General features: G+C 39.3%; 21 protein-coding genes. 15 read left to right on the top strand and 6 right to left on the bottom strand.

All coding sequences use genetic code 11. The features are described from left to right. Nucleotides 1-169 precede the first annotated feature (169 nt). Nucleotides 170-1,579, bottom strand: coding sequence for an APC family permease (locus ACLJJ6_RS01870; RefSeq protein WP_412989772.1), 1,410 nt, complete (start codon nucleotides 1,577-1,579; stop codon nucleotides 170-172). 166 nt (nucleotides 1,580-1,745) lie between these two features. Between ACLJJ6_RS01870 and ACLJJ6_RS01875 the strand changes: the two genes are divergently transcribed. After that, nucleotides 1,746-2,585: a PfkB family carbohydrate kinase gene (locus tag ACLJJ6_RS01875; RefSeq protein ID WP_412989773.1), complete on the top strand. Its 840-nt coding sequence runs from the start codon at nucleotides 1,746-1,748 to the stop codon at nucleotides 2,583-2,585. Then, nucleotides 2,578-3,132: an ECF transporter S component gene (locus ACLJJ6_RS01880; RefSeq protein WP_412989774.1), complete on the top strand. Its 555-nt coding sequence runs from the start codon at nucleotides 2,578-2,580 to the stop codon at nucleotides 3,130-3,132. Before ACLJJ6_RS01875 ends, ACLJJ6_RS01880 begins: the two co-directional genes overlap by 8 nt. A 77-nt stretch (nucleotides 3,133-3,209) precedes the next feature. Here ACLJJ6_RS01880 and ACLJJ6_RS01885 read toward each other — a convergent pair whose 3' ends face one another. After that, the gene (locus tag ACLJJ6_RS01885) at nucleotides 3,210-3,389 is read right to left on the bottom strand and encodes a hypothetical protein (RefSeq protein ID WP_412989775.1); all 180 of its coding nucleotides are present in this window, start codon (nucleotides 3,387-3,389) and stop codon (nucleotides 3,210-3,212) included. A gap of 136 nt (nucleotides 3,390-3,525) precedes the next feature. Between ACLJJ6_RS01885 and ACLJJ6_RS01890 the strand changes: the two genes are divergently transcribed. The 8 genes from ACLJJ6_RS01890 to ACLJJ6_RS01925 all read left to right on the top strand — a co-directional run bounded on the left by ACLJJ6_RS01890 (nucleotide 3,526) and on the right by ACLJJ6_RS01925 (nucleotide 9,347). Further along, complete coding sequence (locus ACLJJ6_RS01890; RefSeq protein WP_412989776.1) at nucleotides 3,526-4,098, top strand: guanylate kinase; 573 nt, start codon at nucleotides 3,526-3,528, stop codon at nucleotides 4,096-4,098. A gap of 78 nt (nucleotides 4,099-4,176) precedes the next feature. Next, nucleotides 4,177-4,617, top strand: a complete 441-nt coding sequence (locus ACLJJ6_RS01895; RefSeq protein WP_412989777.1) for a Fur family transcriptional regulator — start codon at nucleotides 4,177-4,179, stop codon at nucleotides 4,615-4,617. A gap of 156 nt (nucleotides 4,618-4,773) precedes the next feature. Continuing rightward, entirely contained in the window at nucleotides 4,774-5,268 is a 495-nt protein-coding gene (locus ACLJJ6_RS01900; protein WP_412989778.1) for a hypothetical protein, read from the top strand. 22 nt (nucleotides 5,269-5,290) lie between these two features. Next, entirely contained in the window at nucleotides 5,291-6,157 is an 867-nt protein-coding gene (locus ACLJJ6_RS01905; RefSeq protein ID WP_412989779.1) for a DUF6681 family protein, read from the top strand. Between the two features lie 299 nt (nucleotides 6,158-6,456). Beyond that, on the top strand, nucleotides 6,457-7,197 hold the full coding sequence (locus tag ACLJJ6_RS01910; protein ID WP_412989780.1) for an amino acid ABC transporter ATP-binding protein: 741 nt from the start codon (nucleotides 6,457-6,459) through the stop codon (nucleotides 7,195-7,197). A 14-nt stretch (nucleotides 7,198-7,211) separates the two neighbouring features. Beyond that, on the top strand, nucleotides 7,212-8,045 hold the full coding sequence (locus tag ACLJJ6_RS01915; RefSeq protein WP_412989781.1) for a glutamate ABC transporter substrate-binding protein: 834 nt from the start codon (nucleotides 7,212-7,214) through the stop codon (nucleotides 8,043-8,045). After that, entirely contained in the window at nucleotides 8,042-8,680 is a 639-nt protein-coding gene (locus tag ACLJJ6_RS01920) for an amino acid ABC transporter permease (protein WP_412989782.1), read from the top strand. The genes ACLJJ6_RS01915 and ACLJJ6_RS01920 overlap by 4 nt, the downstream gene beginning before the upstream one ends. 13 nt (nucleotides 8,681-8,693) lie before the next feature. Next, a complete protein-coding gene (locus tag ACLJJ6_RS01925; protein ID WP_412989783.1) occupies nucleotides 8,694-9,347 on the top strand; it encodes an amino acid ABC transporter permease in 654 nt (217 codons plus the stop codon). A 380-nt stretch (nucleotides 9,348-9,727) separates the two neighbouring features. Here the strand turns inward: ACLJJ6_RS01925 and ACLJJ6_RS01930 are convergent, their stop codons facing one another. Beyond that, on the bottom strand, nucleotides 9,728-11,023 hold the full coding sequence (locus ACLJJ6_RS01930) for an MFS transporter (protein WP_412989784.1): 1,296 nt from the start codon (nucleotides 11,021-11,023) through the stop codon (nucleotides 9,728-9,730). 636 nt (nucleotides 11,024-11,659) lie between these two features. On the opposite strand from ACLJJ6_RS01930, the gene ACLJJ6_RS01935 reads away from it, so the two are divergent. The 5 genes from ACLJJ6_RS01935 (at nucleotide 11,660) to ACLJJ6_RS01955 (ending at nucleotide 18,197) form a co-directional block, all read left to right on the top strand. After that, nucleotides 11,660-13,636, top strand: a complete 1,977-nt coding sequence (locus ACLJJ6_RS01935; RefSeq protein WP_412989785.1) for a peptide ABC transporter substrate-binding protein — start codon at nucleotides 11,660-11,662, stop codon at nucleotides 13,634-13,636. An 84-nt stretch (nucleotides 13,637-13,720) separates the two neighbouring features. Continuing rightward, on the top strand, nucleotides 13,721-15,211 hold the full coding sequence (locus tag ACLJJ6_RS01940) for an ABC transporter permease (protein WP_412989786.1): 1,491 nt from the start codon (nucleotides 13,721-13,723) through the stop codon (nucleotides 15,209-15,211). A 1-nt stretch (nucleotide 15,212) separates the two neighbouring features. Then, a complete protein-coding gene (gene oppC / locus ACLJJ6_RS01945) occupies nucleotides 15,213-16,151 on the top strand; it encodes an oligopeptide ABC transporter permease OppC (RefSeq protein ID WP_412989787.1) in 939 nt (312 codons plus the stop codon). A 14-nt stretch (nucleotides 16,152-16,165) separates the two neighbouring features. After that, nucleotides 16,166-17,254, top strand: coding sequence for an ABC transporter ATP-binding protein (locus tag ACLJJ6_RS01950; RefSeq protein WP_412989788.1), 1,089 nt, complete (start codon nucleotides 16,166-16,168; stop codon nucleotides 17,252-17,254). Continuing rightward, complete coding sequence (locus tag ACLJJ6_RS01955; protein ID WP_412989789.1) at nucleotides 17,247-18,197, top strand: ATP-binding cassette domain-containing protein; 951 nt, start codon at nucleotides 17,247-17,249, stop codon at nucleotides 18,195-18,197. Before ACLJJ6_RS01950 ends, ACLJJ6_RS01955 begins: the two co-directional genes overlap by 8 nt. A gap of 291 nt (nucleotides 18,198-18,488) precedes the next feature. Here the strand turns inward: ACLJJ6_RS01955 and ACLJJ6_RS01960 are convergent, their stop codons facing one another. The 3 genes from ACLJJ6_RS01960 to hflX form a co-directional block, all read right to left on the bottom strand. Further along, on the bottom strand, nucleotides 18,489-19,391 hold the full coding sequence (locus ACLJJ6_RS01960) for a magnesium transporter CorA family protein (RefSeq protein WP_412989790.1): 903 nt from the start codon (nucleotides 19,389-19,391) through the stop codon (nucleotides 18,489-18,491). A 17-nt stretch (nucleotides 19,392-19,408) separates the two neighbouring features. Then, complete coding sequence (locus ACLJJ6_RS01965; RefSeq protein WP_412989791.1) at nucleotides 19,409-20,737, bottom strand: APC family permease; 1,329 nt, start codon at nucleotides 20,735-20,737, stop codon at nucleotides 19,409-19,411. 425 nt (nucleotides 20,738-21,162) lie between these two features. Further along, the gene (hflX, locus tag ACLJJ6_RS01970) at nucleotides 21,163-22,440 is read right to left on the bottom strand and encodes a GTPase HflX (RefSeq protein ID WP_412989792.1); all 1,278 of its coding nucleotides are present in this window, start codon (nucleotides 22,438-22,440) and stop codon (nucleotides 21,163-21,165) included. Between the last annotated feature and the right edge of the window lie 155 nt (nucleotides 22,441-22,595).

Raw genomic sequence — 22,595 nt, forward strand, 5'->3', positions numbered from 1 at the left:
ACATGTTCTGTAATTTGTAGCGAATATGCAAAATAAACGCCCGAGCTCGTACTTGGCAAACAGCTAGTGTCTTTTAGGGGCACGAATAGAATAAAAAAAGCGTCGTTTCAAAGCTTTTAGCCTCAAAACTACGCTTGAATGAGCTGACTTCGGTAGTGCAGCTGTTTCTTTATTCTTTTGGTTGATCGGACTGTGCGAGCTGACTGTGGTGAATGCCATACGTGAAATAAATCAGCAGGCCAAAAGCAAACCAAATTAGTGAAGCGATCCAAGTTTCCGCTGATAAGGTTGTCATTAAGAAAATACACAGCAAACCAGAAATAATCGGCAGAACAGGACAGAAGGGAACTTTAAACCCATGAATAGGAATATCCTTGCGCTTTCGCAAAGGAATAATCCCAAAAGAAACGACCGTAAAGGCGATCAAAGTACCAATATTGACTAAGTTGGTTAATTGATCTAAAGGAACAAGGCCGCCTAGAATTGCGATCACAATCGTCACGACAGTCATGGCATGGAGCGGCGAATGATTGTGAGGACTCACTTCACCAAGTGTTTTAGGCAATAACCCATCACGACCAGTTGAATAAACTAACCGTGAGCTACTGTAAATCATGGTGACCATCATGGTGGTCATTCCGGCTAAAGCGCCTAAAGAAAGTAACCCAGCCATCCAATTCTGATTAACAGCTTGAAGGGCAAAGGCCACTGGGTCAGCCACGTTTAGTTTTGTGAATGGTACCATTCCAGTTAAAACCACCGAAACGCCAATGTAGAGCACCGTCGCAATAATCAGGGTGCCAATAATTCCAAATGGCATATTGCGATCAGGATTTTTAACTTCGGCAGCCGATGAAGAGACAGCGTCAAAGCCTAAGTAAGCAAAAAACACGGTTGAAGCGCCTTGGAACATCCCTTTAACGCCAAACGGTAAAAATGGATGCCAATTAGTGGGTTTCACGTAGAAAGCGCCCACGATTAAGAAAAGCACAATGATTCCGATTTTGACAATCACCATGGCATTGTTAATGCGAATGGATGATTTTAAGCCCTTCGAAAGGAAGAAAGCAATCAAACAGACAATAATAATGGCGACCAAATTAATATAAGTGCCGTGAGCAGGATCAAACGGACCGGATAGCGCTTTTGGAATTTTTAACCCGAACCCGGAGATAAACGAGCTGAAATAAGCAGACCACCCAGTTGAAACGGCGGCAACGGCCAGCACATATTCTAAGATTAAAGCCCAACCTAAAATCCAGCCGATTAATTCGCCAAAAATGACGTTGCCGTAAGAATAGGCACTGCCGGCGACCGGAAGTGCTGAAGAAAATTCAGCGTAACACATCGCGGCGACAGAACACACAATCGCAGCTACCACAAATGAAAGAATAATAGCAGGACCAGCTTTAGTAGCAGCTACGGTTCCGGGAAGAATGAAAATTCCAGTTCCGATTACAGCACCGATTCCTAGGGCAATTAAGTCGCCACCAGAAATTGTTTTTTCAAAACGGTTATCACGTTCGATATAACGATCGCGACTTTCTTTACGGAACAAACGTCCACGTAATGATGACATACACAACACTCCCAAATTTTTGAAAATCAAATAAGAACAGCTTATTAGACTATATCTAGGAAAAGATTAAAAGTCAATGAGAAAAGGCAAATCCTCACAATAAAATTGAAAGAATTTTGGAAGGCCTCGTGGTATAATAAAAAATATTTTCTAAGGAGGGCTGCGCATGCCACAAACTTTAATTGTTGAAGACCTATCTTCAGTGGGGGCGGTCTCATTAAGTATAACGTTGCCCGTGTTGACCGCATTTGGAATGCAGCCGGCTAGTTTTCCCTCGTTAGTCTTATCAACGCATACAGGCGGTTTTGGACAACCAGCCACCGTACCAACTGCGCCGAGTTTTGAAAGTTTCCGTGAACACTGGCAAAAAAATAAGATTCAATTTAACAGTGTTTTGGTGGGCTATTTGGGAGCAGATCCGCAAATTTTTGCCGTTTTAATGAAATTATTGGCCGAAAATGCTGCGGCTTTGGTTGTCATCGACCCTGCGTTTGCGGATTCGGGTCATTTGTATGCGGGAATGACACCTGCTGTAGGAACTGCCTATTTAAAACTCTGTCGATATGCGCAAGTATTACTACCTAACCTGACAGAGGCCGCTTTTTTGAGTGGGGAACCAATTCCTCAAAAAAACGAGGATCACCAAATTGAAGTCATCTTAAAAAAACTGATTCAAAAGACAGGTATTCAACAAGTTGCCGTTACCGGAATTGTGCATGGCGAGCAAGTCGGCACAGCCTTTTTAGTACACGGGAAACTTCACTACAGCTTTGCTGAAAAAATTCCAGGTAACTACGTGGGAACCGGAGATCTGTTTACCAGTGTGGTGACGGGATTGTTATTGAAAAAAACGCCATTTACGAAAAGTTTAGAACTAGCCAATCAGTGGACAAGCCAGGCTGTGGCTGAGACTGCAAATCAGCAGCTACGGGATCCGCGGATGGGGATTCAAATTCAGAGTGTTTTCGCAAAGGCGCTAAAGTATAGGAGGGAGCAGAATGCGTAATCAGCAATTAAGAAGAATCGTCCTCACAGCCCTGTTTGCGGCCATTATTTTTATCGGAATTTCCGTTTTTCAAATTCCGATTCCAGCAATGATTGGCCGCCCGTTTGTGCACTTTGGAAATGCCCTGACCGCTCTCGCAATTCTATTTTTGGGGTTTGGTTATGGCGCCCTTGCCGGTTCCATTGGCTTAGGGTTATTTGATGTGACACATGGGTATGCCAGTACTGCTTATTTAACGATTTTAGAAGTCATCATCGTCGCGGCAGTGGTCACCTTAGTTTTTCGCAGCCTACACCGAGATGATACACACAAATGGCATATCGTGGTGGTGGCGTTTGTTGCCGGCCTAACTAAAATTTTCACCTCATTTGGTAATTCGGTGATTGAAGGGGTCTTTTATCAAGGGATGCAGTGGCATGCGGCAGTTGTAGGTGCGCTGGCCAGTGAACCGGCCACAGTGGTAAATTCGATCACAACCTTTATACTGGTCATGATCTTATATTATCCGCTAAAGAAGGTCCTAAATCGTTCTCAAGGATTAGATTGAAAATAGCCATCAGGATCTTAAATTTGATCCTGATGGCTATTCTTTTGGTTTGTTTTCCAAATGGGTGTTCAACAAACTTAAGCCTCCCGCAGATTACCTTCAATGGCCATAATGGTTTTTAAATTCTGCACAGCCGATTCAATCGTAATCCCAGTCGCTTCAAATTCAGGATTGGTTTTGTCATTGGCGATAAAAATTTGTTTCTCTGTATCCAGTGCAATAGTGAACCAGTTGTGGCTGTAGTTTTCAAATGTCATAATATTCAAACTCCTTGTATTTTTTCGGTTTGTAAGCCTTTCAGAAAACTAGGAAATCGCTTACATATAAGTTTATTTTTTTATTCTACAGCATGTTACAATAAAAGACAAATGATATTACTATGGAGTGGAAAAAATGTCGAACAAAATCATCGTCATTACCGGTGCAACTGGTACTGGTAAAACAACTGTCAGTGATTATTTAAAAACTTATTATCACATCCCTCAAGTTATTACGCACACGACCAGGCCCGCACGCAAGGGGGAAGTGGACGGTAAGGATTATTATTTTGAAACGGAACGCAGTTTTTTTGAGAATCATTATCTTGAAAATGTGGTTTATTCGGGGTATCATTATGGCTCCTCCTATGAGGGACTGCAGCGTGGTTGGCAGCATAATCCGCTTGCCAGTATCGTTTTAGATACCAAGGGTGCTATTACCTATGAAAAAAAATTAGCGGATCAGGTCGTTGTTTTCTATTTAACGGTCTCTAACCAAGAAGGACTGATTCATCGCTTAAAAAAACGTGGGGATACTACCGAAATGGTACGTCAGCGCATTACCAGTAAGGAATATCAACGTGATCTGCAATTGCCAACGGAACTAGCTGCCAAAGCGCATGTAATTTTAAATGATGATTGGCAAGCAGCCCGTGTTCAGATTGATGCAATTATGAAACGGCTTATTCAAACGGTGGCCAATCAATAAGCTGTTCTATTAGAAAAGTTTATGCTAAACTTTTTCTAAAGCGTAATTGTTACTATTTAAATTAGAGGAAGTATAAAAATGGATGTAAAAATCACACAAGCAATTGGCATTTTACAACAAAATCATTTTAAAATCACAAAACAGCGGCAAACTTTAATTGAGATTATGGCACAGCATGAAGATAACTATGTGGATGTGACCAAAGTGGATGAACAGATGCGTGCCGTTTTTCCCAAAATGAGTCACAATACAGTCTATCGAAATTTAAAAGAATTTGAACAAATCGGGTTAGTTGAACAAATTATTAAAGATGAGCATGCACAAGTTAAGTATCAGTGCGATGTCACACAGCAACACCATCACCACTTTATTTGTACGAATTGCGGTAAAGTTGAGGAAGTTGAGATGTGCCCCTTGGATTTCTTTGAACGCCAGTTACCTGGATACGAAATTTCGGGGCACCGTTTTGAATTGTACGGATTATGCGCAGATTGTGCACAAAAACAGCGTGCCAATTGATAAAGTTTAGAAAGTTTAAAGAATTAATATGGTTTTAATGTTTCTTCTGTAAACTAATGTCAGATTTGTTAAAATCTAACTAGTCAATATAAAGGAAACGGGGCACATTATAAAGCAGCCAAACTGCCGTGTGTCAATTAAAAGGGAGGAGCAAGCATGGCATATCGTACGCCACCATTTATCACACCATTTGCAATCGTCAGTATCTTAATTGCGTTAAGTGCAACCAATGTTGTGGTGAATAAGGTGACCGGCACATCTGAAGGTGGTTCTGTGAACACGAGAACAGAGACTGTTTTAAAGACCTCTTCTTCAGATGCAAGCAAAGATTCATCTAAAAAAACCAGCTCAGATGATAAGCAAAAGGACAAAGACAGTAGCTCAAGTAGTGATGAAAGCTCAAGCGTCTCTTTTGAAGACAGCAGTTCTGTAAGTTCAGATGACACGACGCAAGCAAGTTCGACGGATGATACTTCTTCAACGGATACTAGCACTAGCAGTAGCGCCAACACAACTTATTCAAGCAGTGCTTCCACAGCTAAGAAAGCAAGCAGTTCTAGTGCTGCACAGTCCTCTAGTGCAACGAGTTCTGCGGCCGAAGTGAGTTCTTCAAGTAGCACCACCACAACGCAAGACGATACTAGTGATTAATTCGGAGAAGGGGTGAGAGAAGTTGTTTACGATCATTGATATGATTAACCATTACTTAGGGTATATTAATGTCAATTTGAAATTGAAGAATCGCATTTATATTATCATTGGGTTTATCGGTAACTTTTACATGTTGTACCTGTCCTACCGCTTTTTTGAGAATGGGCGGTGGGTGCGCGGATTAGGATTTATTGCGGTCTTTTTGATCTTTTTATATTTCTTGATTATGAACGCTTACTATTACTTTACAACGAAGCCGGCACCGTTTGATATCTCACCTAAAATTGAAAAATTACTGGGTGGAAAACCACGGGAAGCGGCTGAAAACGAAAATTTACGACAACGATTAAATCGTTCTGAGCGTGGCCGTCAAACGATTGTTCCCTCGACGGGTATTTTCGAGAAAAACACTATCTTACCGGCAACCATTCAGTCTAATCAGCGTGAAATGGCTAATATCAACCAACTAGCAGAGCAAATGATTCAAAACAATTTTGCGATGGCTGATTATGAAGGTCTGACGGATGATGAAATCCTGACGCATCTGCAGTCCACTGAGGCTACTTCTTTTTATGCGATTGGTGAAGGTATACCGTTCCCATACTTTGAATTACGCGAAGAAAATGGTGAGGCCAATATTTATGCGGGCATGAACCAGATGAATTTAGTCCAGATAGGTCGTGTGGCAAGTGTAGGACTATCGAATTACTTTGAGGCCAAGAAACAGTATCAGCTTTATTTAGCACAGGTTGTTTTGATTGGTGGTCAACGTAAATTTGCCGGTCGTTCTAGTTTAATGACGGAAGACACGCCTTATCGGGCTAAAATTCAAATGGCTTATCAAAAACGTGAGGACACAGCACAGCCGACACGGCGCCGCTCGTACTAAATGCACAGTTTTCAGACTTGTGACACTGTGAGTGATTGAAATTTAAGACGGGTCCGGTTCTGGCACAGCCTGAAAATAGTGCGCTAGAAATTTCGAGGGAACCTGACTAAACAATGAAATAATCATGAGAAAGAAACTATCAAAATCATTAAATTTTGACAGTTTCTTTTTTCTCAATTAGAATTGAAATAATGGATTTTTGTATTACATTTAGGGTTACAATTAAACTAAGGGCTTTAGAAACTTTTTGACCCTCTGTTTGATGGTGTAGTACATAGAAAGAAAACGAGGTAAAACTTATGTCAATGATCGAATTTCACAATGTTGAAAAGTACTATGGAAGTTTTCATGCTTTGCATAATATTAATTTGACGATTGAATCAGGCGAAACGGTTGTGTTAATCGGGCCTTCTGGTTCAGGTAAAAGTACTTTAATTCGGACCGTTAACGGTCTGGAATTGATTAACAGTGGTCAGCTAATCGTCGATGGTTTCGATTTAGCAGATAAAAAGACGGATATGAACAAAATTCGTAAAAACGTCGGAATGGTTTTCCAACATTTCAATCTTTATCAAAATAAAACGGTTTTGGAAAATATTATGTTGGCACCAAGAATTGTCTTGAAACGCGACGAAGCTGAAAATAAAAAAGTTGCCATGGAACTTTTGGACCGGGTGGGGTTAGCAGATAAAGCAGCTAACTATCCCGCACAGCTTTCTGGAGGACAGTCACAGCGAATTGCAATTGCCCGCAGTCTAGCCATGCGTCCAAAATGCATTTTATTTGATGAACCAACCTCAGCGTTAGATCCCGAAATGATTGATGACGTTTTGAACGTTATGAAAGATATTGCTCGCGATTCTAGCATGACAATGTTGGTAGTGACGCATGAAATGGGCTTTGCCCGTGAAGTGGGCGATCGGGTTATCTTTATGGCCGACGGCAGAATTCTGGAAGATGATACTAAAGAAAGTTTCTTTGACGGCCAGCCAAGTAATGAACGAGCACGTCAGTTCCTCAGCAAAATTATTAAGCATTAAAAGGAGGCGCACGCATGAAGAAATTAATACGATCTTTGGGACTGCTGGCCTCGATGGTTGCGTTGCTCCTTGTTTTAAGCAGCTGCGGAACCAAAAAAGCTTCCAGTCAAAGCGTTTTAACGCGTGCTAAACAGACCGACACCATCGTTTGGGGCGTTAAAGCCGATACAAAATTATTTGGATTAATGGATGTTAAGGATTCGCAGATTAAAGGATTTGATGTGGATATTGCCAAGGCCTTGACGAAGCAGATTTTGGGGTCTAAAGGCAAAGCCAGTTTTATTCAGGTTTCCAGTCAAACACGAATTCCGTTACTGAAAAATGGGAATATTGATGCCGTAATTGCGACCATGACAATTACGCCTGACCGTCAAAAAGTGGTTGATTTTTCTGATCACTATTTTAATGCGGGACAATCGCTGCTGGTTAAAAAGGGCAGTCCGATCAAAAGCGTGAAGGATTTGAACAAAAGTGGGACACAGGTTTTGGCAGTTACCGGTGCAAATTCGGTAGCTAATTTTGAAAAAGTAGCGCCCAAGGCAAAAGTCTTGGAACTTCAAGATTATGCGCAAGCGCTGCAAGCCCTTAAATCCGGGCAAGGCAAAGCACTTACAACCGATAATGGCATTTTGCTAGGGATGGCAGTTGAAAATCCCGGGTATCAAGTTGTCGGGGGGACCTTTACGAAAGAACCATACGGAATTGCCGTTAATAAGGGACAAAAAGCTTTCGTAAAGAAAATTAACCAAGCTCTCAAAGAAATCCGTAAGAACGGTGAATATGATCGCATCGTTAAAAAATGGTTCGGAAATATTGCTGGCTTTGACTATAAGGAGGCAGAAAAATGATTAGTATTATCACAAATCATTGGCAAGACCTTCTTTATGGTCTAGGCCAAACACTATTATGCAGTATTCTGGCATTGTTTTTCAGTTTAATTATTGGCTCATTTTTTGCAATTTTTGAAGTTGTACCAAGTAAAACGTTGCGAATCATTGCCCGCGTTTATATTGAAATTTTCCGTAATATTCCGTTATTGGTTATTACCATGTTCTTTTATGTGGTGATTCCGATGTTCTTTGTTAAAGTCAATGGGTTTACTGCCGGCACGATCGGCCTAACCATTTATACTTCGGCATTTATTGCGGAAACAGTCCGGTCAGGGATTCAGTCAGTTGATCCAGGTCAGATGGAAGGCTCGCGGGCAAATGGAATGACATTTTCCCAGGCGATGCGTTATGTGGTCCTGTCCCAAGCGTTTCGGATTGTGATTCCGCCGCTAGGAAACCAATTTATCAACTTGGTTAAAAATTCATCTGTGCTGGCCTTTGTTGCGGGCTTTGATCTGATGTATCAGGGCAACACCATCGCTTCAACCAGTTTTGATACGTTGAATGCTTACTTTGTGGTGGGAGTTTTGTATTTGATCATTACCATGCCGCTCAGTTACTACATGCGTTATCTTGAAAAACGTTTGGATTAGGGGGTGAAGAAAAATGCAAAACTTTGTCAATGCGTACTCATGGGTGAATATCCATTATCTATTAGAAGGACTGTGGATTACAATTGAAGTTTCCGTTGCTTCGATTGTTTTCAGTTATATCCTAGGGGCAATTTTAGGCCTAATTCGGTACATTAAAATCAAGTACGTTTCGGCGTTTGTCGGGTTTGTGATTGACTTAATCCGTAATTTGCCGTTACTGTTAATCATTTTCTTCACCTACTTCGGCCTTCCCAATATCGGGGTTCGTTTAAATCCGATTTGGTCTTCAATTTTGGCACTCAGCATTTTCGAATCGGCGATGCTAGCGGAGATTATTCGCAGCGGGATCGGTGCTGTTGATTCTGGTCAAATGGAGGGCGCGCGTGCCAACGGCCTTACGTACTGGCAGGCAATGTGGCACGTTGTTTTACCACAAGCACAAAAGAAAATGATTCCAACGATTGTGAGTCAATTTATTTCTTTGATCAAGGATACGTCGCTGGCCACCATTATTGTGTTACCGGATTTGATGTACCACGCGCAAATCATTTATGGTCAGAATAGTAACTATATTCTCCCGATGTTCTTGGCGTTAGCAGTGATGTACTTTGTGGTTTGTTACTTACTTTCAATTCTTTCGCACTATTTGGAACGACGTTTGGCTTGATTAATAGCAAATTGAATCAAAATTTAATAAAACAATCTAAGATTAGTCAAGAGCTTATTTTAGATTGTTTTTTGATTTAATCCTAAACGTATACAATACAAGACTTTCGAACTTGAATGCTCAGATACAGAAAACTTGTATTGTAATAGTTCAATTTATATGTAGAATTGCAAAATTAATGTTATTTTCATTGGAATACTGGGCCGGGTGGTAAGGAAAAAATGATATCCGTAGTCGATATGTAATATGCAAAATTAGTTCATTGAACAAAAAAAGTGTAATAGATTTTAACCTATCACACATAAAAGTCTAGTGCAAACGTTACTAAGATATATTGCTCTTCTCATATAGATTTGCACGAAATTTTGTGGGGTATAATTTTAGTCATGCTTAATTGCGTCAATGATGGGGTGCGTTGCTACTAAAGTAAGGAGCAGAAGAATTATCCCATTACATATGAAGACTATACTACCCTTTTGACTGAATTGGAAAATAAAAGTAAAAAATAGAGTGCCCAATGGCATAATCGATGTATTTACAGTTGTTAAAGTTGAACTGACACGGCCCAACATATTTGTTGGAACAGTTTCTTGCAAATAAACCTGTACAGTTATATTCAAAATGACCAACATAAAAGCAATAATTCCCATTATTAAACAACCTATAACTATGCTGAGGTTAGCTTCAAAGAACGAAAAAGTAATACCAAGTAAAACGATTTGCAAGTCTAAAATTATTAACGGAATCATAAGTTTGTAAAATAATTTCTGTGAACCAGAATCCGGGAGAATACTCAGAAGTACACTACCTAGTAGCATGCCAATCGCGCTTCCAGTTTCGAGCAAACTAATAGAAGTGTTTCCTGTATGTAATTGATACTTAAGAACAAATGGAATACCAATCGTTAATGCAGTGTAGAAAAAGTTAAGACTAACACTTAGAAGAATTAAAATTTTTATTAGATTTCGGGATTGCATATATTTTAAACCTAATTTAAATGTGGTTAGCTGGGATTTGACATTCAAAGGTCGATGTTCTTCTTTAGTTGGACCGTTTAAATAGTGAAACCTCATCGATAGCATGATAAAAAAAGAAATGATAGTGGCAATTAATTCAATCGATATAAAGCCAGCAAAACCCAGTAAACTGTATAGGCCAACCCCTAAAGTGGGAGATAGTATCGAGGATATTGAGATTGCACTTTGAGTTAAGGAACTTAATCTTTGGATTTTTTGGGAGCTAATTAGTTCATGAATAGATGCTGAATAACAAGTGTCGTTAAGATTTGTAGAGATAGCATCAATAATCAAAAAAAGAATGATTGGAATCAGTTTGTTGTTTCCAGAAAAAGAATTAATCACTAAAGCAAATATTGTGAGTGCCAAGATTCTCACAGACATACTGGCAATGAGGATATTTTTATGTTTATAAGAGTCAACAATATTCCCAATGGGGACTAAAAATAATATTCCAACTGTTGGAGAAATAATCATGTTTATACCAAAGCTAAGAGCGGATCTAGTTTGGTCCAATAGCATTAGTCCTAATCCAAAAGTGAACATTTTTCCGCTTAAGGAATTAATAAAATTACTGGAAAAAGACTTAGCTATTTGAATATTTGATTGAAAGTCGCTAATTTGTATTGAACCTTCATTTGTCTTGTTTATCGTTTTCATTAATTAATTCTCCTTAATTATAGAATTTATCCACAAACTTCACAGTTTGGATCCTTTTTTACTTTTTCCCAATCTATTTTCAAAGTATTGATATCTAAGAAGGCTTTTTGATTTATCATAATGGGGTACTTAATCTTAGTAATGACGCGAACCGCTTCCCAGGCTTGGGTGTTAGCGATTATACTGGAAAGGAAAACAATTGTTCCCGAGCTTTTTCGAGTGTTTAGTAGAATTGTGAAGATTTTTCCTTCTAAATCATTTTTATACTTCCTTTCAAAGCATGTCAATCATTTTTGAAAATGTCCAAATTTTCGTTAAACATCAGGTGCAGGTTTTCGTACCTGATGTTTTTTCCTTTACGCATGGTTAGCATGCATCATCGTATAGGCGAACTCTTTATTCCCATTCTCTTTTTTTATTTTAATATTAATGACTTGTATACTAAATAGCTTCATGTTAGCAACATTGCTGCTATATAACGAATTCTTTGCGATAATAATCGTCAACAAAAGTTGCAAAAGATTAAAAAAATTAAAAAATAGCATTGACATTAAATTTAGATGAACGTATTATTGAAATAATCTCATAAGGCTTACAGGGTAATGGAGATAAAATTTAATGTAGGGAGTTGAGCATATGAAAGTGAAAAAAGGATGGTTGGTCACTACTTTCCTTGTTAGTGCACTTTTATTAGGTGGCTGTGGTAACAGCAAACAAGCAAGCAGTTCTAACAGTAAACTTGCTTCAAGTTATAATTATGTTTATGTTCAAGATCCAGATAATTTGGATTATACTGTTTCGTCGCGGGCAACAAACAGTGATATTTATTCAAATTTTGAGGATGGACTCTTGGAGCGTAATGCTGAAGGCCAGTTGAAAGGCGCACTTGCGAAGTCGTGGTCAGTAAGTAAAGATGGAAAGACATATACATATCATTTACGTAAAGGTGTCAAATGGGTTGACAGTGAAGGAAATGATTATGCAACAGTTAAGGCTCAAGACTTTGTTACTGGGTTAAAGCATGCCGTGGCTGCAAAGTCTGAGACGTTGTATGTTGTTCAAGATAGTATTAAGGGACTTAACGATTATGTAAACGGTAAAACCAAAGACTTTTCAAAAGTCGGTGTCAAGGCATTAAATGATTACACCGTTCAATACACGTTAAATCAACCAGAAAGTTACTGGAATTCTAAATTAACTTATGGTGTAATGTTCCCAGTTAATGCAAAATTCTTAGCTCAGAAGGGAAGCAGTTTTGGAAAAGCTGAGCCGGACGGTATTTTGTATAATGGACCGTTTGTATTATCTAACTTCACTTCAAAATCAGTTATTGAGTTTAAGAAGAACAAGAGTTATTGGGATAAGAAGAACGTCTTTCTCAAAACAGTTAAGTTAACCTATAACGATGGCAGTAATCCTGATGGACTTTACAAATCATTTAAGAGTGGTGATCTTACTTCTGCTCGGGTATATCCTAGTTCTGCAGGGTACAAAGATGTTGAAAAAGAAAGTAAGAATAACATCGTGTGGTCTGACCAAGATGCTTCAGTGTACAACTTTACTTTTAATTTAAATCGCCGTTCATATACAGCAACTTCTAAGAAATCTTCAAAAGCTCGTGAGAACACGCGCAAGGCTATTTTAAATCGTGACTTCCGATTGGCCGTTCAATTTGCATTTAACAAGACTAACTATACTGCTCAAATTAATGGTAAATCAGGAGCAACCAAAGCCTTGAGAAATGAAATGACACCACCTTCATTCGTAAGTATTAACGGCAAGAATTACGGGTCACAAGTTGAAAAGGACTTGTCTCAAAAAGATTCAGATGCCTTCGGAAATGTAAACTTGGCAGATGCTCAAGATGGCACATACAAACCAGCTAAAGCTAAAGAATATCTTGCTAAAGCACAAAAAGCATTGAAGGCACAAGGTGTGACGGGAACTATTCATTTAGATTTACCTGTCGACGAAAAATCACAAACCAGCTTGAATCAATCAAAATCATTCAAGAACTCAGTTGAAAAGACATTAGGTAAAAAGAATGTGACGATTGATCTTCAAATGCTAAATGAAGACAAATATAACGCAGTTACTTACGCTGCTACAACTGGAAAAGCAAGCGATTTTGATATTAGTAACGCTTCTGGATGGTCACCAGATTATGATGATCCTTCGACTTATCTTGAAATCTATAACCCTACAACCGGTTCAATGTTACAAAAATTGGGACTTGATGCTAGTGCAACTACCAAGAATGCTTCAGATGCAGCCGTTGTAAAGACAGTTGGATTAGATCAATACGCTAAGTTGTTGGATAAAGCTGAAGCTATTTCTACAGACACAAACGCACGTTACAAAGCGTTTGCAAAAGCAGAAGCATGGCTTCTCAACAGTGGCATCCAAATTCCAGTATATTCACTTGGTGGTTCACCTTCGGTTACAAAGGTGGTTCCATATACAAAACCTTACGCACAATCAGGTTTAGGTTCGGCACGCTATAAGTTCATGAAAGTACAGAAAAAGGCCGTTACAGTTTCTCAATATAAGAAAGCTAAAGCTGCTTGGAACGCTAAACGTGAAAAGATTGCTAAAGCTGCTGACAAAGATTAATAGATTTAACGCTTAAAAAGAGGAAAGGCTAGCGGGTAACTAGCCTTTTTTCTATATATAGAAGATGTAAGGAGGAATAAGTTTATGAAGAAATATTTATTATTTCGAATTATTAGATCTATTGTCAGTATCTTTTTAGTTACAACGCTCACGTTCATTATTATTTATTCCTTAGTACCCAGAAGAGATGTTTTTAAATCAGATTCGATGATCAGCAAGTTAAACTCACAACCTGATAAACTGATTGACTACAAAGATAATGCGTATAATAAAATGAACTATATTGAGTATTTAGACACCAAGTCCCTGATTACGCGAATGGAAAAATCTGGCAAACAGATTACAACTGCGCATACAGAGAGAAACAAAAATCTGATCCAAAACTGGGCTAAAGACCATGGATTCGAAGTTCATCGTTATCCACAAAGCAAAAATTACTATGTGACAAGAGAACTACCACTTTGGGAACGTTTAGGAAAGTTTTATGGGAATCTGATTCAAATTGATACACCGTGGGCAGTTCACGACGCCAAGAATCCTAATCTGCCACGTTATCTTAAGATTACAAAAGATAAAGTAGTAGGTTGGGCGCTTGTAGGATCAGGAACGAAATATAAGTACCAAGTCTATTTCAATAAGGCCTTTCCTTACATTCACCAAAATATAATTCATATTAATTTGGGCACTTCTTATCCTACCTATGCTGGTATTAGTGTCAATAACGTTATTGGAAATCGACAGGGCGAAGCAAAAAGTAGTGTGTATACATTTCCGAATGGTCAAAAATTGAATAGTTCAGACAACGTGTATACCAGACAGTATCAGCCAACCAAAAAACAAGATTCAATGGCTAAAGCACGGTATGGTGATCATTACACCTATACGGAGCAGCAATATCAGGATCCTTCGATGATAGGAACTTCATTCAAAGCCGGACTAGTAGCACTTCTTATCTCGTACGTCATCTCGATACCAATGGCAATTTTGATGGCTCGGTATAAAGGGCAGTGGTTTGATAAGATTGGTACGGGGATTGTTACGGTATTAATTGCGGTACCAAGTCTTGCCTTTATCTATGCTTTCCGTTACTTAGGAAGTGCGGTCTTTGGATTCCCAGATTCATTTCCAACTAAGGGTGCCGAGGTTCTAGCTTCTTGGATTTCTCCGACAATTATTTTAGGATTGCTCTCTGTTTCCGGCCTTATTATCTGGTTCCGGCGGTATATGATCGATCAACAGTCATCGGACTATGTTAAATTTGCTAAGGCAAAAGGATTAACCGATGGCGAAATTTATCGAAAACATATTTTTAAAAACGCGTCAATTCCAATTGTTCAAGGCTTACCAGGTTCCATTATTGGATTAATTAGTGGTGCAACGATGACTGAAACAATTTTTGCAATGCCTGGCATGGGGAAGATGTTACCGGATGCTATCCTAGCACACAATAATCCAATCGTAATTGCCTTGGTATTCATATTTACTACAATTGCCGTATTCTCGATTTTATTAGGAGATATTCTAATGACTATTGTAGATCCACGAATTAAATTATCAGCGTCAGGAGATGATTAAGATGGCAGATAACAGTATAGAAATCAAAGATGAAGATTTTTCCCTTGTTAAAATAGATGATAAGGTAACTGAAAAGATTGATACGCCTAAGTATTCATACTGGAAATCTGTAGCAAAAGTCTTTTTTTCAAATAAAATCACAATTGCAATGTTTATCTTAATTGTCATTATATTGCTTATGTCGTTTATTCAACCACTTTTTAGTGGATATAATATGATGAATGTAAGTAAAATTAATAATTTTGGGGCCCGCTATAATTGGCCTAGTGCGAAGTACTGGTTTGGTACAGATGCGGATGGAAAGTCATTATTTGATGCAATTTGGGCTGGTGCTAGAACATCGATTTCAATTGGTGTCATTGCTTCATTAATTACAACAATCATTGGTGTCATTGTTGGCGCATTTTGGGGAAATTCAAAGCGTTTCGATCGCTTAATGCTCGAAATCTATAATGTATTTTCAAATGTTCCAACGTTGTTGATTATTATTGTTTTATCCTATACGTTTGGTAATGGTTTTTGGAACTTGATTTTTGCTATGACAGTTACTACTTGGTTAGGAACAGCTTATTTTATTCGTGTTCAGGTAATGATGAGACGTGATCGGGAATACAATATTGCGTCCAAAACTCTAGGAACGCCAACGCAACGAATGATATTTAGAAATATCTTACCGTATTTGACGTCTGTAATTGTGACCCAGTTGTCTCAACTACTACCATCCTTTATCTCGTATGAAGTCTTTCTATCTTTTTTGGGGGTAGGTTTAAGTTCCAATGTGCCTTCTTTAGGACGTTTGATTTCGCAGTATTCGCCATACATGACAAGTTACCCCTATCTATTTTGGCTACCGGTACTAGTTCTTGCTCTAATAACTGTTTCTCTGTATATCGTCGGTCAAAATTTGGCAGATGCATCTGATCCACGCACACACATGTAAGGAGGTAGACAGAAGTGGAAAATAAGACAATATTATCCGTCAAAGATCTTTCTGTAGACTTTCAAGTTCGTGGTCGTCAGTTAAAGGCTATAAGACATGTCTCACTTGATTTGAGAGATCAAGAAACTTTAGCAATTGTCGGAGAGTCGGGTTCCGGAAAATCAGTACTCACTAAAACTTTCACAGGAATGCTTGAAAGAAACGGAAGAATTACTAATGGAACTATCCAGTATGAGGATAAGGTATTAAGTGACTTTAAAAAGGATAGCGATTGGAATGGTATTCGTGGTAAGGGTATTACCACAATATTTCAAGATCCTATGACATCATTAGATCCCATTCGGACTATTGGGTCACAAATTTCCGAAGTTGTCGTCAAACATCAAAAGAAGTCCCCTAAAGAAGCAAAAAAAATCGCGATAGACTTGATGGAACGCACGGGAATTCCTAATGCAAAAGAACGCTATAATGAATATCCTTTTGAATATTCTGGTGGTATGCGACAGCGTATTGTGATTGCGGTGGCACTAGCTTGTCATCCAAAAATTTTGATCTGTGATGAACCCACTACTGCTTTAGATGTAACCATTCAGGCTCAAATCCTGGAATTAATAAAAGATCTTCAAAAAGAATACCACTTTACAACTATTTTTATCACCCATGATTTGGGTGTGGTTGCGTCAATTGCTGATCGAATTGCTGTTATGTATTCAGGACAGATAATTGAATTAGGAACTTGTGATGAGATCTTTTATGACCCTCGCCATCCTTATACGTGGAGTCTTTTGTCTTCACTACCACAATTAGCAACAAAAGATGCAGGTTTGTATTCTATACCCGGTACACCACCTTCACTTTATAAGGACATAGAAGGTGATGCGTTTGCGCCGCGTAATTCAGTTGCGATGAAGATTGATTTTAAAAAGGAGCCACCAATGTTTCGCGTTTCAGATACACATTGGGCAAAAACTTGGTTGCTAGATCCAAGAGCACCAAAAGTTGAAAAGCCGGCTTTGATTCAGAATCTTCATGAACATTTTGTTGAAATGATGAAAACTGAAGCAACGATGAATTTTGAGGAAGGGGGAGCCACAATTGACTAGTAGTAATGAAGTTCTACTTTCTGTGAAGAATCTTGAAATTGCATTTGGATCTGGGAAAAAAGAATTTGTTGCGGTCCAAGATGTAAATTTTGATATTTACAAAGGCGAAACCTTTTCGCTGGTGGGTGAGTCTGGATCTGGTAAAACCACTATTGGGCGCGCAATTTTAGGAATTAACCCAACTAAAAACGGTACGATTACCTTTCATGGTAAACGCATAAATCAAGCTATGGCGGTGCGGGAAAAACGGGAAATTACGCGTAAAATTCAAATGATCTTTCAAGACCCTTCTGCATCCTTGAATGAACGTGCGACGGTTGATTACATTATCTCAGAGGGATTGTACAACTTTAATTTGTTTGCATCCGAAGAAGAACGGATTAACAAGGTAAAGTCCATGATCGAAGAGGTAGGATTATTGCCTGAGCACTTGTACAGATATCCGCATGAATTTTCAGGTGGTCAGCGGCAGAGAATAGGAATTGCACGAGCATTAATTATGCAGCCAGAATTAGTAGTAGCAGATGAACCTATATCTGCACTAGATGTTTCTATCCGTGCTCAAATTTTGAATTTACTTAAAAAATTTCAACGAGAAAGTAATCTGTCATATTTATTTATTGCCCATGATCTTTCTGTTGTTAGATTTATTTCCGACCGAATTGCGGTTATTCATAATGGTAGAATTTTGGAACTTGCCAAAACAGAAGAATTATTTTCCAATCCGCTACATCCGTACACGAAGTCGCTATTATCAGCAGTTCCGATTCCTGATCCCATCTTAGCACGCAAGAAAAAGCTCTTAGTGTACGATGCATCTATGCATCACTACGAAACTGATAAGCCTAGATTTATTGAAATTAAACCTGAACATTTTGTTTACGCTAACCAAGAAGAAGAAGCCCAGTATCGAGAATTATTGGCTAGCACTACTAAAAAATAAATAGGTCACTTAAAAAATTGGCCCATCACTTCACTTATCAAGGTGGTTCACCCAACCCCGAATTGCTTTGATGAGTGACGCGATGGGCCAATTGCTAAATTAAGCAAAAAAATAAGCTGCACGAGCTTTGTCTCGGGGAGCTTATTTGTATCGATGTAAAGCTATAGAAAAATGTAAAAACCCATTTTGAGGGAAATCTTGCGATTTTCTAAAGAGTAGCCACAATGTTCGTTTTTCTGCTTTGGTTCTGTGCACCGTTCTTGTTAAGAAAGCGATAGTGCACAGAAATTTTTAGGCTGAATGATGATTGTGCAGATAAACGAGCAGACCAATCATTAAAATGGCGGTCAGAACTAGGGTTGCTAACCAAGCCAGCGAGCCCTTTACGAGCGGTAAATGCATATTCATGCCATAAAACCCACTTACAATTGGTGGCACGGCCAGTAACAAGGACCAAACGGTCAAGAACCGCATAATATCATTTAAATTATTATTAATAAGACGATCGTACGTGTTGCTGAGCTGTTCCACGTTTTCGGAAATGAGTCCGATCATCCGGCTGGCCTGATTGGTTTCCAGCTGAACGTTGTGTAGTTTTCGTGAACATTTTTTATCAAAGGGAATATCTGTATTTTGGGAAACCGATTTAATTTCATCAAAACAGCTTGAATTCTCCTGGACGGCAGCCCGAAGATAAATTGCATCCTGATTCACAATCGTTAAATCATCGAGGTGCTTCATCCGACTCCGCATGCTCAAATTGCCTTGCAACTGATTAGCCCGGTACTCAAGACGTGAAATGCGCGCGATATACTTACGAACAATCGGTAAAATTAAATCCAAGATAAACGCCATCCGTTTTTCATAGGCGCTTTTCCATAACTCAGCAATTGTTTGGTTAACAAACACCATTTCTGAGCTCGTAAAAATGAACAATTTTTCATCATAAAAAATGATAGAAATGGGCTCTGAGTGGGAAGTTTCCTTTAATGGTGCCCAGAAAACCATAAGGACGTAATTACTTTCAGAGCCAATCTCAATTCGTGCCGGCTCATCTTTATCGTCCACGTATTCAAGCAAGACGGGAGGGATGCCAAAAGTTCTGGCTAAATCCTGCTTTTCTGACTCACTACAATCTTGTACCAAAGTTAGGTCAAATTGATGTTTTTGGTCTGCCGAATAAGTTTTGATCAAGCTTTCCGCCTCCTGTTTTATTGCTGATAGTGACGCTTACAGTAATAGTATACTGGAAATCCAATCAAAACAAAAACAAAGGAGAACAAAACGCCCAGAAGGTCTGACTGAATTTCACTAATAATCACAAACAGGGATCCCAGAATGGCCACAATCGGCGTGATGGGATAAAAAGGCGTGCTAAATGGTCGTTTTAAATGGGGATTACGCTTGCGTAAAAGAAACACACCCACAAAGGTCATGACATAGAAACAGTAGACAGTAAAAATACATAGTTCAGAAAGGCGATCCGCATCAAAAAAGAGGATCATAATGGCGGAAATTGCGACGGTCGTCAGAACTGAAATGATTGGAGTTTGGGTACTGCGATTCAGATAAGACAGTGGTTTGGCAAATGGTAATTCGTGATCACGAGCCATCGCATACATAATCCGAGGGAAGGTCATAATTTTACCGTTCATACAGCCCACAATTGAAATAATGATGCCGATGCTCAAGAGCTTGCCACCAATTGCACCGAAATCTTTTTGGGCTATGTAGGGGATGGCACCGATGCCTAACTTATGAATTTGTTCTGCTGGCATACTGCGGAAAACGCCAAAGCTAACAAGTAAATAAATGGCGAGAACCAAAATAATTCCAAACGTGATGGCTTGGGGAAGGCGTTTTTCCGGATTCTTAATTTCATCACCTAAATTAGCCACTAAAATCCAGCCGTCGAAGGCAAATAAAGTTGCTAAGATGGCCACACCAAAATTGCCGGCCGACTGGTGAACACTCGTAAAACTTTGCGCAAAGGCATTTTCTTTGCCGTAGAAAAGACCGAACCCAATCAAGGCAATTACCGGAATGAGTTTGCAAAAGGTTGTGATAATGGCAAAGGTGGCGCCATAACGATTGGACAAAAGGTTCAAAGCAGCTACCGAGACAACGGTGATCAAAGCGATTGGAACTGTCCATCCACTTGGAATATCAAAGAAGTCCACTAAAAGGATGCCAAGATAAGCAGCTAATGAAGCGATCATGGCTGGTCCATAAATAATAATTTGCATCCAGCCGGATAAAAATCCCCAGACTTTCCCATAGATTTTTTCCATATAATAGTAAAGACCGCCTGTTTTAGGCATTTGAGAGGCAATCTCTGCAATTGTTAGGCCCGCGGTCAAGGTGATGACCCCACCCGCAAGCCAAGCTAACATCGCATTTGTCGTCGAACCCGCATCATCTAAGACCGCTGCTTGGCGGACAAAAACGCCAGAGCCGATGATGGTCCCGATGACTAGTGCCAGCGCGGACCAAAGACCAAGAGAACGATTGAGTGTCACTTCATCTTTTTCATTGTTCATTAAGATTACCTCCTCAAAATTTAATTTAAGTAATATTGTAACTTAAATAAATAACTTGGACAAGTTAGTATCCTCACGCAAAGATTTTGTTTGGATATATGTTTATTTGCGAACGCTGTCAACAAATTATTAACAGTAATTTTAGGTTGAGGGTTAGACCTTTGCTTTTTTCTAGGTAATACTTCTAATAAGATCTTGTAAAGCTATCTGATAACTTAAAAAATTCTAGCTTCTATCTACCTTACAAACGAAAATTGCCGAAATCTGGAAGGCTGATTTCTCCGCATAAATACGGAAGCCGAATGATTCGCTCTTTGAATCATTCGGCTTCTAAGTCTGCCATAGTAACTTATCGATTTAGTGATCCTAGTTGCATGGATAAGTAGGCTACGCGAGGTTAAAGCAACTTTTTCTCGCACTTCGTGTTATTCGACCGTACCCGCAACAAGATAGTTTTCATAGCGGTGATAATCTTCACTGCTTAATTCAGTAGTGATTTCGGTACCGGTCTCTTTATAGTCTGTTTTTAACACATTGGTATGTTGATTCAAGTAATCGACAACTTGTCCTTGATCAAATGGGATTAAGAAGGTGGCCTCACGATAACCTGTGAAGACTTTTTGCTTAATCATATTTGCTAACATGACTAAGGAACGTTTGTCGCGCGCCGAATAGATTAATTCATCGGTACTCTCAAAGTTAGGATAGGTTACGTCTGCTAAATCGGCCTTGTTGAAAGCCACAATCATTGGCACCTTGGTCACACCGATTTCCTGCAACGTTTCATTAGTGGTTTCGATCATTTCCCGAAAATGAGGATCAGAAATATCCACGACTTGGACTAATAAATCTGCTTGAGCGGCCTCGGCTAGAGTTGAGCGGAACGCTTTGATCAGTTGATGTGGTAAGTTGCTGACAAATCCAACCGTATCGCTTAATAGCAGTTGCTTTTGATCGGGGAAAGTTAACTGACGAACACTGGTATCCAAAGTTGCGAAGAGCATATTCTTTTCAAAAACCTGTTTCTCATCATTTTTCCCGTACATACGGACTAAACCATTCATTGTTGTTGATTTGCCAGCATTTGTGTAGCCGACGAGGGCAACACTTGGTAAGCCAGCCTGGTCACGTTTCTTGCGTTGGACAGCAGTCGAGGTGGTCATTTCCTTGAGCTCGTGGGTGAGGTTATTGATCCGTTGCTGAATGGTACGCCGACTCATTTCCAGCTTCGTTTCACCAGCACCACGGTTGGTATAGCCGCCACCGGCATCACCGGCTGACTGTTGGTCTAAACGCTGTGAAGAACTTGTCCGTAATCTGGGCATTTGATAATTTAGTTTGGCAATTTCAACCTGAAGTTTTGCTTCACGAGATTGTGCCCGATTCGCGAAAATTTCTAGAATTAAACCGGTTCGATCAATGACAGAGAGTTTAGATTCCTGTTCCAAATTACGGATCTGACTGGGCGAAAGTTCTGCATTAACGACTAGTGTTTGGACGTCGGTCGCTGTACCCAATTCATGAAGTTCTGTGACCTTCCCGGTACCAAAATAGGTGGCAGGGTTAGGACGTTCTAATTTTTGGATTACCTTCTCAGTTGCTTCCATGTTGTTGGCTTCTACCAGGGCAGAAAGTTCCTCCATAGCGTAATCCAAATCTTGATTGGGCAATTCAAGTCCGGCAATAATAACTTTTTCAGTCATGTGAACACCTCGAATTCTTCTTTAATGACCTCAGTATAGCATAGTGGTCACACGCGCTTAAGTATTTCGATTGACTCTAAAAAAGTTCACAATTTTGCTGAGATTAAGAAAACATGCAGTTATTATGAAATGATAATTAAAATAATTAAAAAAAG

Origin of the sequence: Pediococcus siamensis (genome assembly GCF_047220215.1) — a bacterium.
Classification (GTDB): Bacteria; Bacillota; Bacilli; order Lactobacillales; family Lactobacillaceae; genus Pediococcus; species Pediococcus siamensis.

Coding starts and splice junctions, on each gene's coding strand:
- ACLJJ6_RS01870 (WP_412989772.1), bottom strand. CDS start 1,579: ATGTCATCATTACGTGGACGTTTGTTCCGTAAAGAAAGTCGCGATCGT.
- ACLJJ6_RS01875 (WP_412989773.1), top strand. CDS start 1,746: ATGCCACAAACTTTAATTGTTGAAGACCTATCTTCAGTGGGGGCGGTC.
- ACLJJ6_RS01880 (WP_412989774.1), top strand. CDS start 2,578: ATGCGTAATCAGCAATTAAGAAGAATCGTCCTCACAGCCCTGTTTGCG.
- ACLJJ6_RS01885 (WP_412989775.1), bottom strand. CDS start 3,389: ATGACATTTGAAAACTACAGCCACAACTGGTTCACTATTGCACTGGAT.
- ACLJJ6_RS01890 (WP_412989776.1), top strand. CDS start 3,526: ATGTCGAACAAAATCATCGTCATTACCGGTGCAACTGGTACTGGTAAA.
- ACLJJ6_RS01895 (WP_412989777.1), top strand. CDS start 4,177: ATGGATGTAAAAATCACACAAGCAATTGGCATTTTACAACAAAATCAT.
- ACLJJ6_RS01900 (WP_412989778.1), top strand. CDS start 4,774: ATGGCATATCGTACGCCACCATTTATCACACCATTTGCAATCGTCAGT.
- ACLJJ6_RS01910 (WP_412989780.1), top strand. CDS start 6,457: ATGTCAATGATCGAATTTCACAATGTTGAAAAGTACTATGGAAGTTTT.
- ACLJJ6_RS01915 (WP_412989781.1), top strand. CDS start 7,212: ATGAAGAAATTAATACGATCTTTGGGACTGCTGGCCTCGATGGTTGCG.
- ACLJJ6_RS01920 (WP_412989782.1), top strand. CDS start 8,042: ATGATTAGTATTATCACAAATCATTGGCAAGACCTTCTTTATGGTCTA.
- ACLJJ6_RS01925 (WP_412989783.1), top strand. CDS start 8,694: ATGCAAAACTTTGTCAATGCGTACTCATGGGTGAATATCCATTATCTA.
- ACLJJ6_RS01930 (WP_412989784.1), bottom strand. CDS start 11,023: ATGAAAACGATAAACAAGACAAATGAAGGTTCAATACAAATTAGCGAC.
- ACLJJ6_RS01935 (WP_412989785.1), top strand. CDS start 11,660: ATGAAAGTGAAAAAAGGATGGTTGGTCACTACTTTCCTTGTTAGTGCA.
- ACLJJ6_RS01940 (WP_412989786.1), top strand. CDS start 13,721: ATGAAGAAATATTTATTATTTCGAATTATTAGATCTATTGTCAGTATC.
- oppC (WP_412989787.1), top strand. CDS start 15,213: ATGGCAGATAACAGTATAGAAATCAAAGATGAAGATTTTTCCCTTGTT.
- ACLJJ6_RS01965 (WP_412989791.1), bottom strand. CDS start 20,737: ATGAACAATGAAAAAGATGAAGTGACACTCAATCGTTCTCTTGGTCTT.
- hflX (WP_412989792.1), bottom strand. CDS start 22,440: ATGACTGAAAAAGTTATTATTGCCGGACTTGAATTGCCCAATCAAGAT.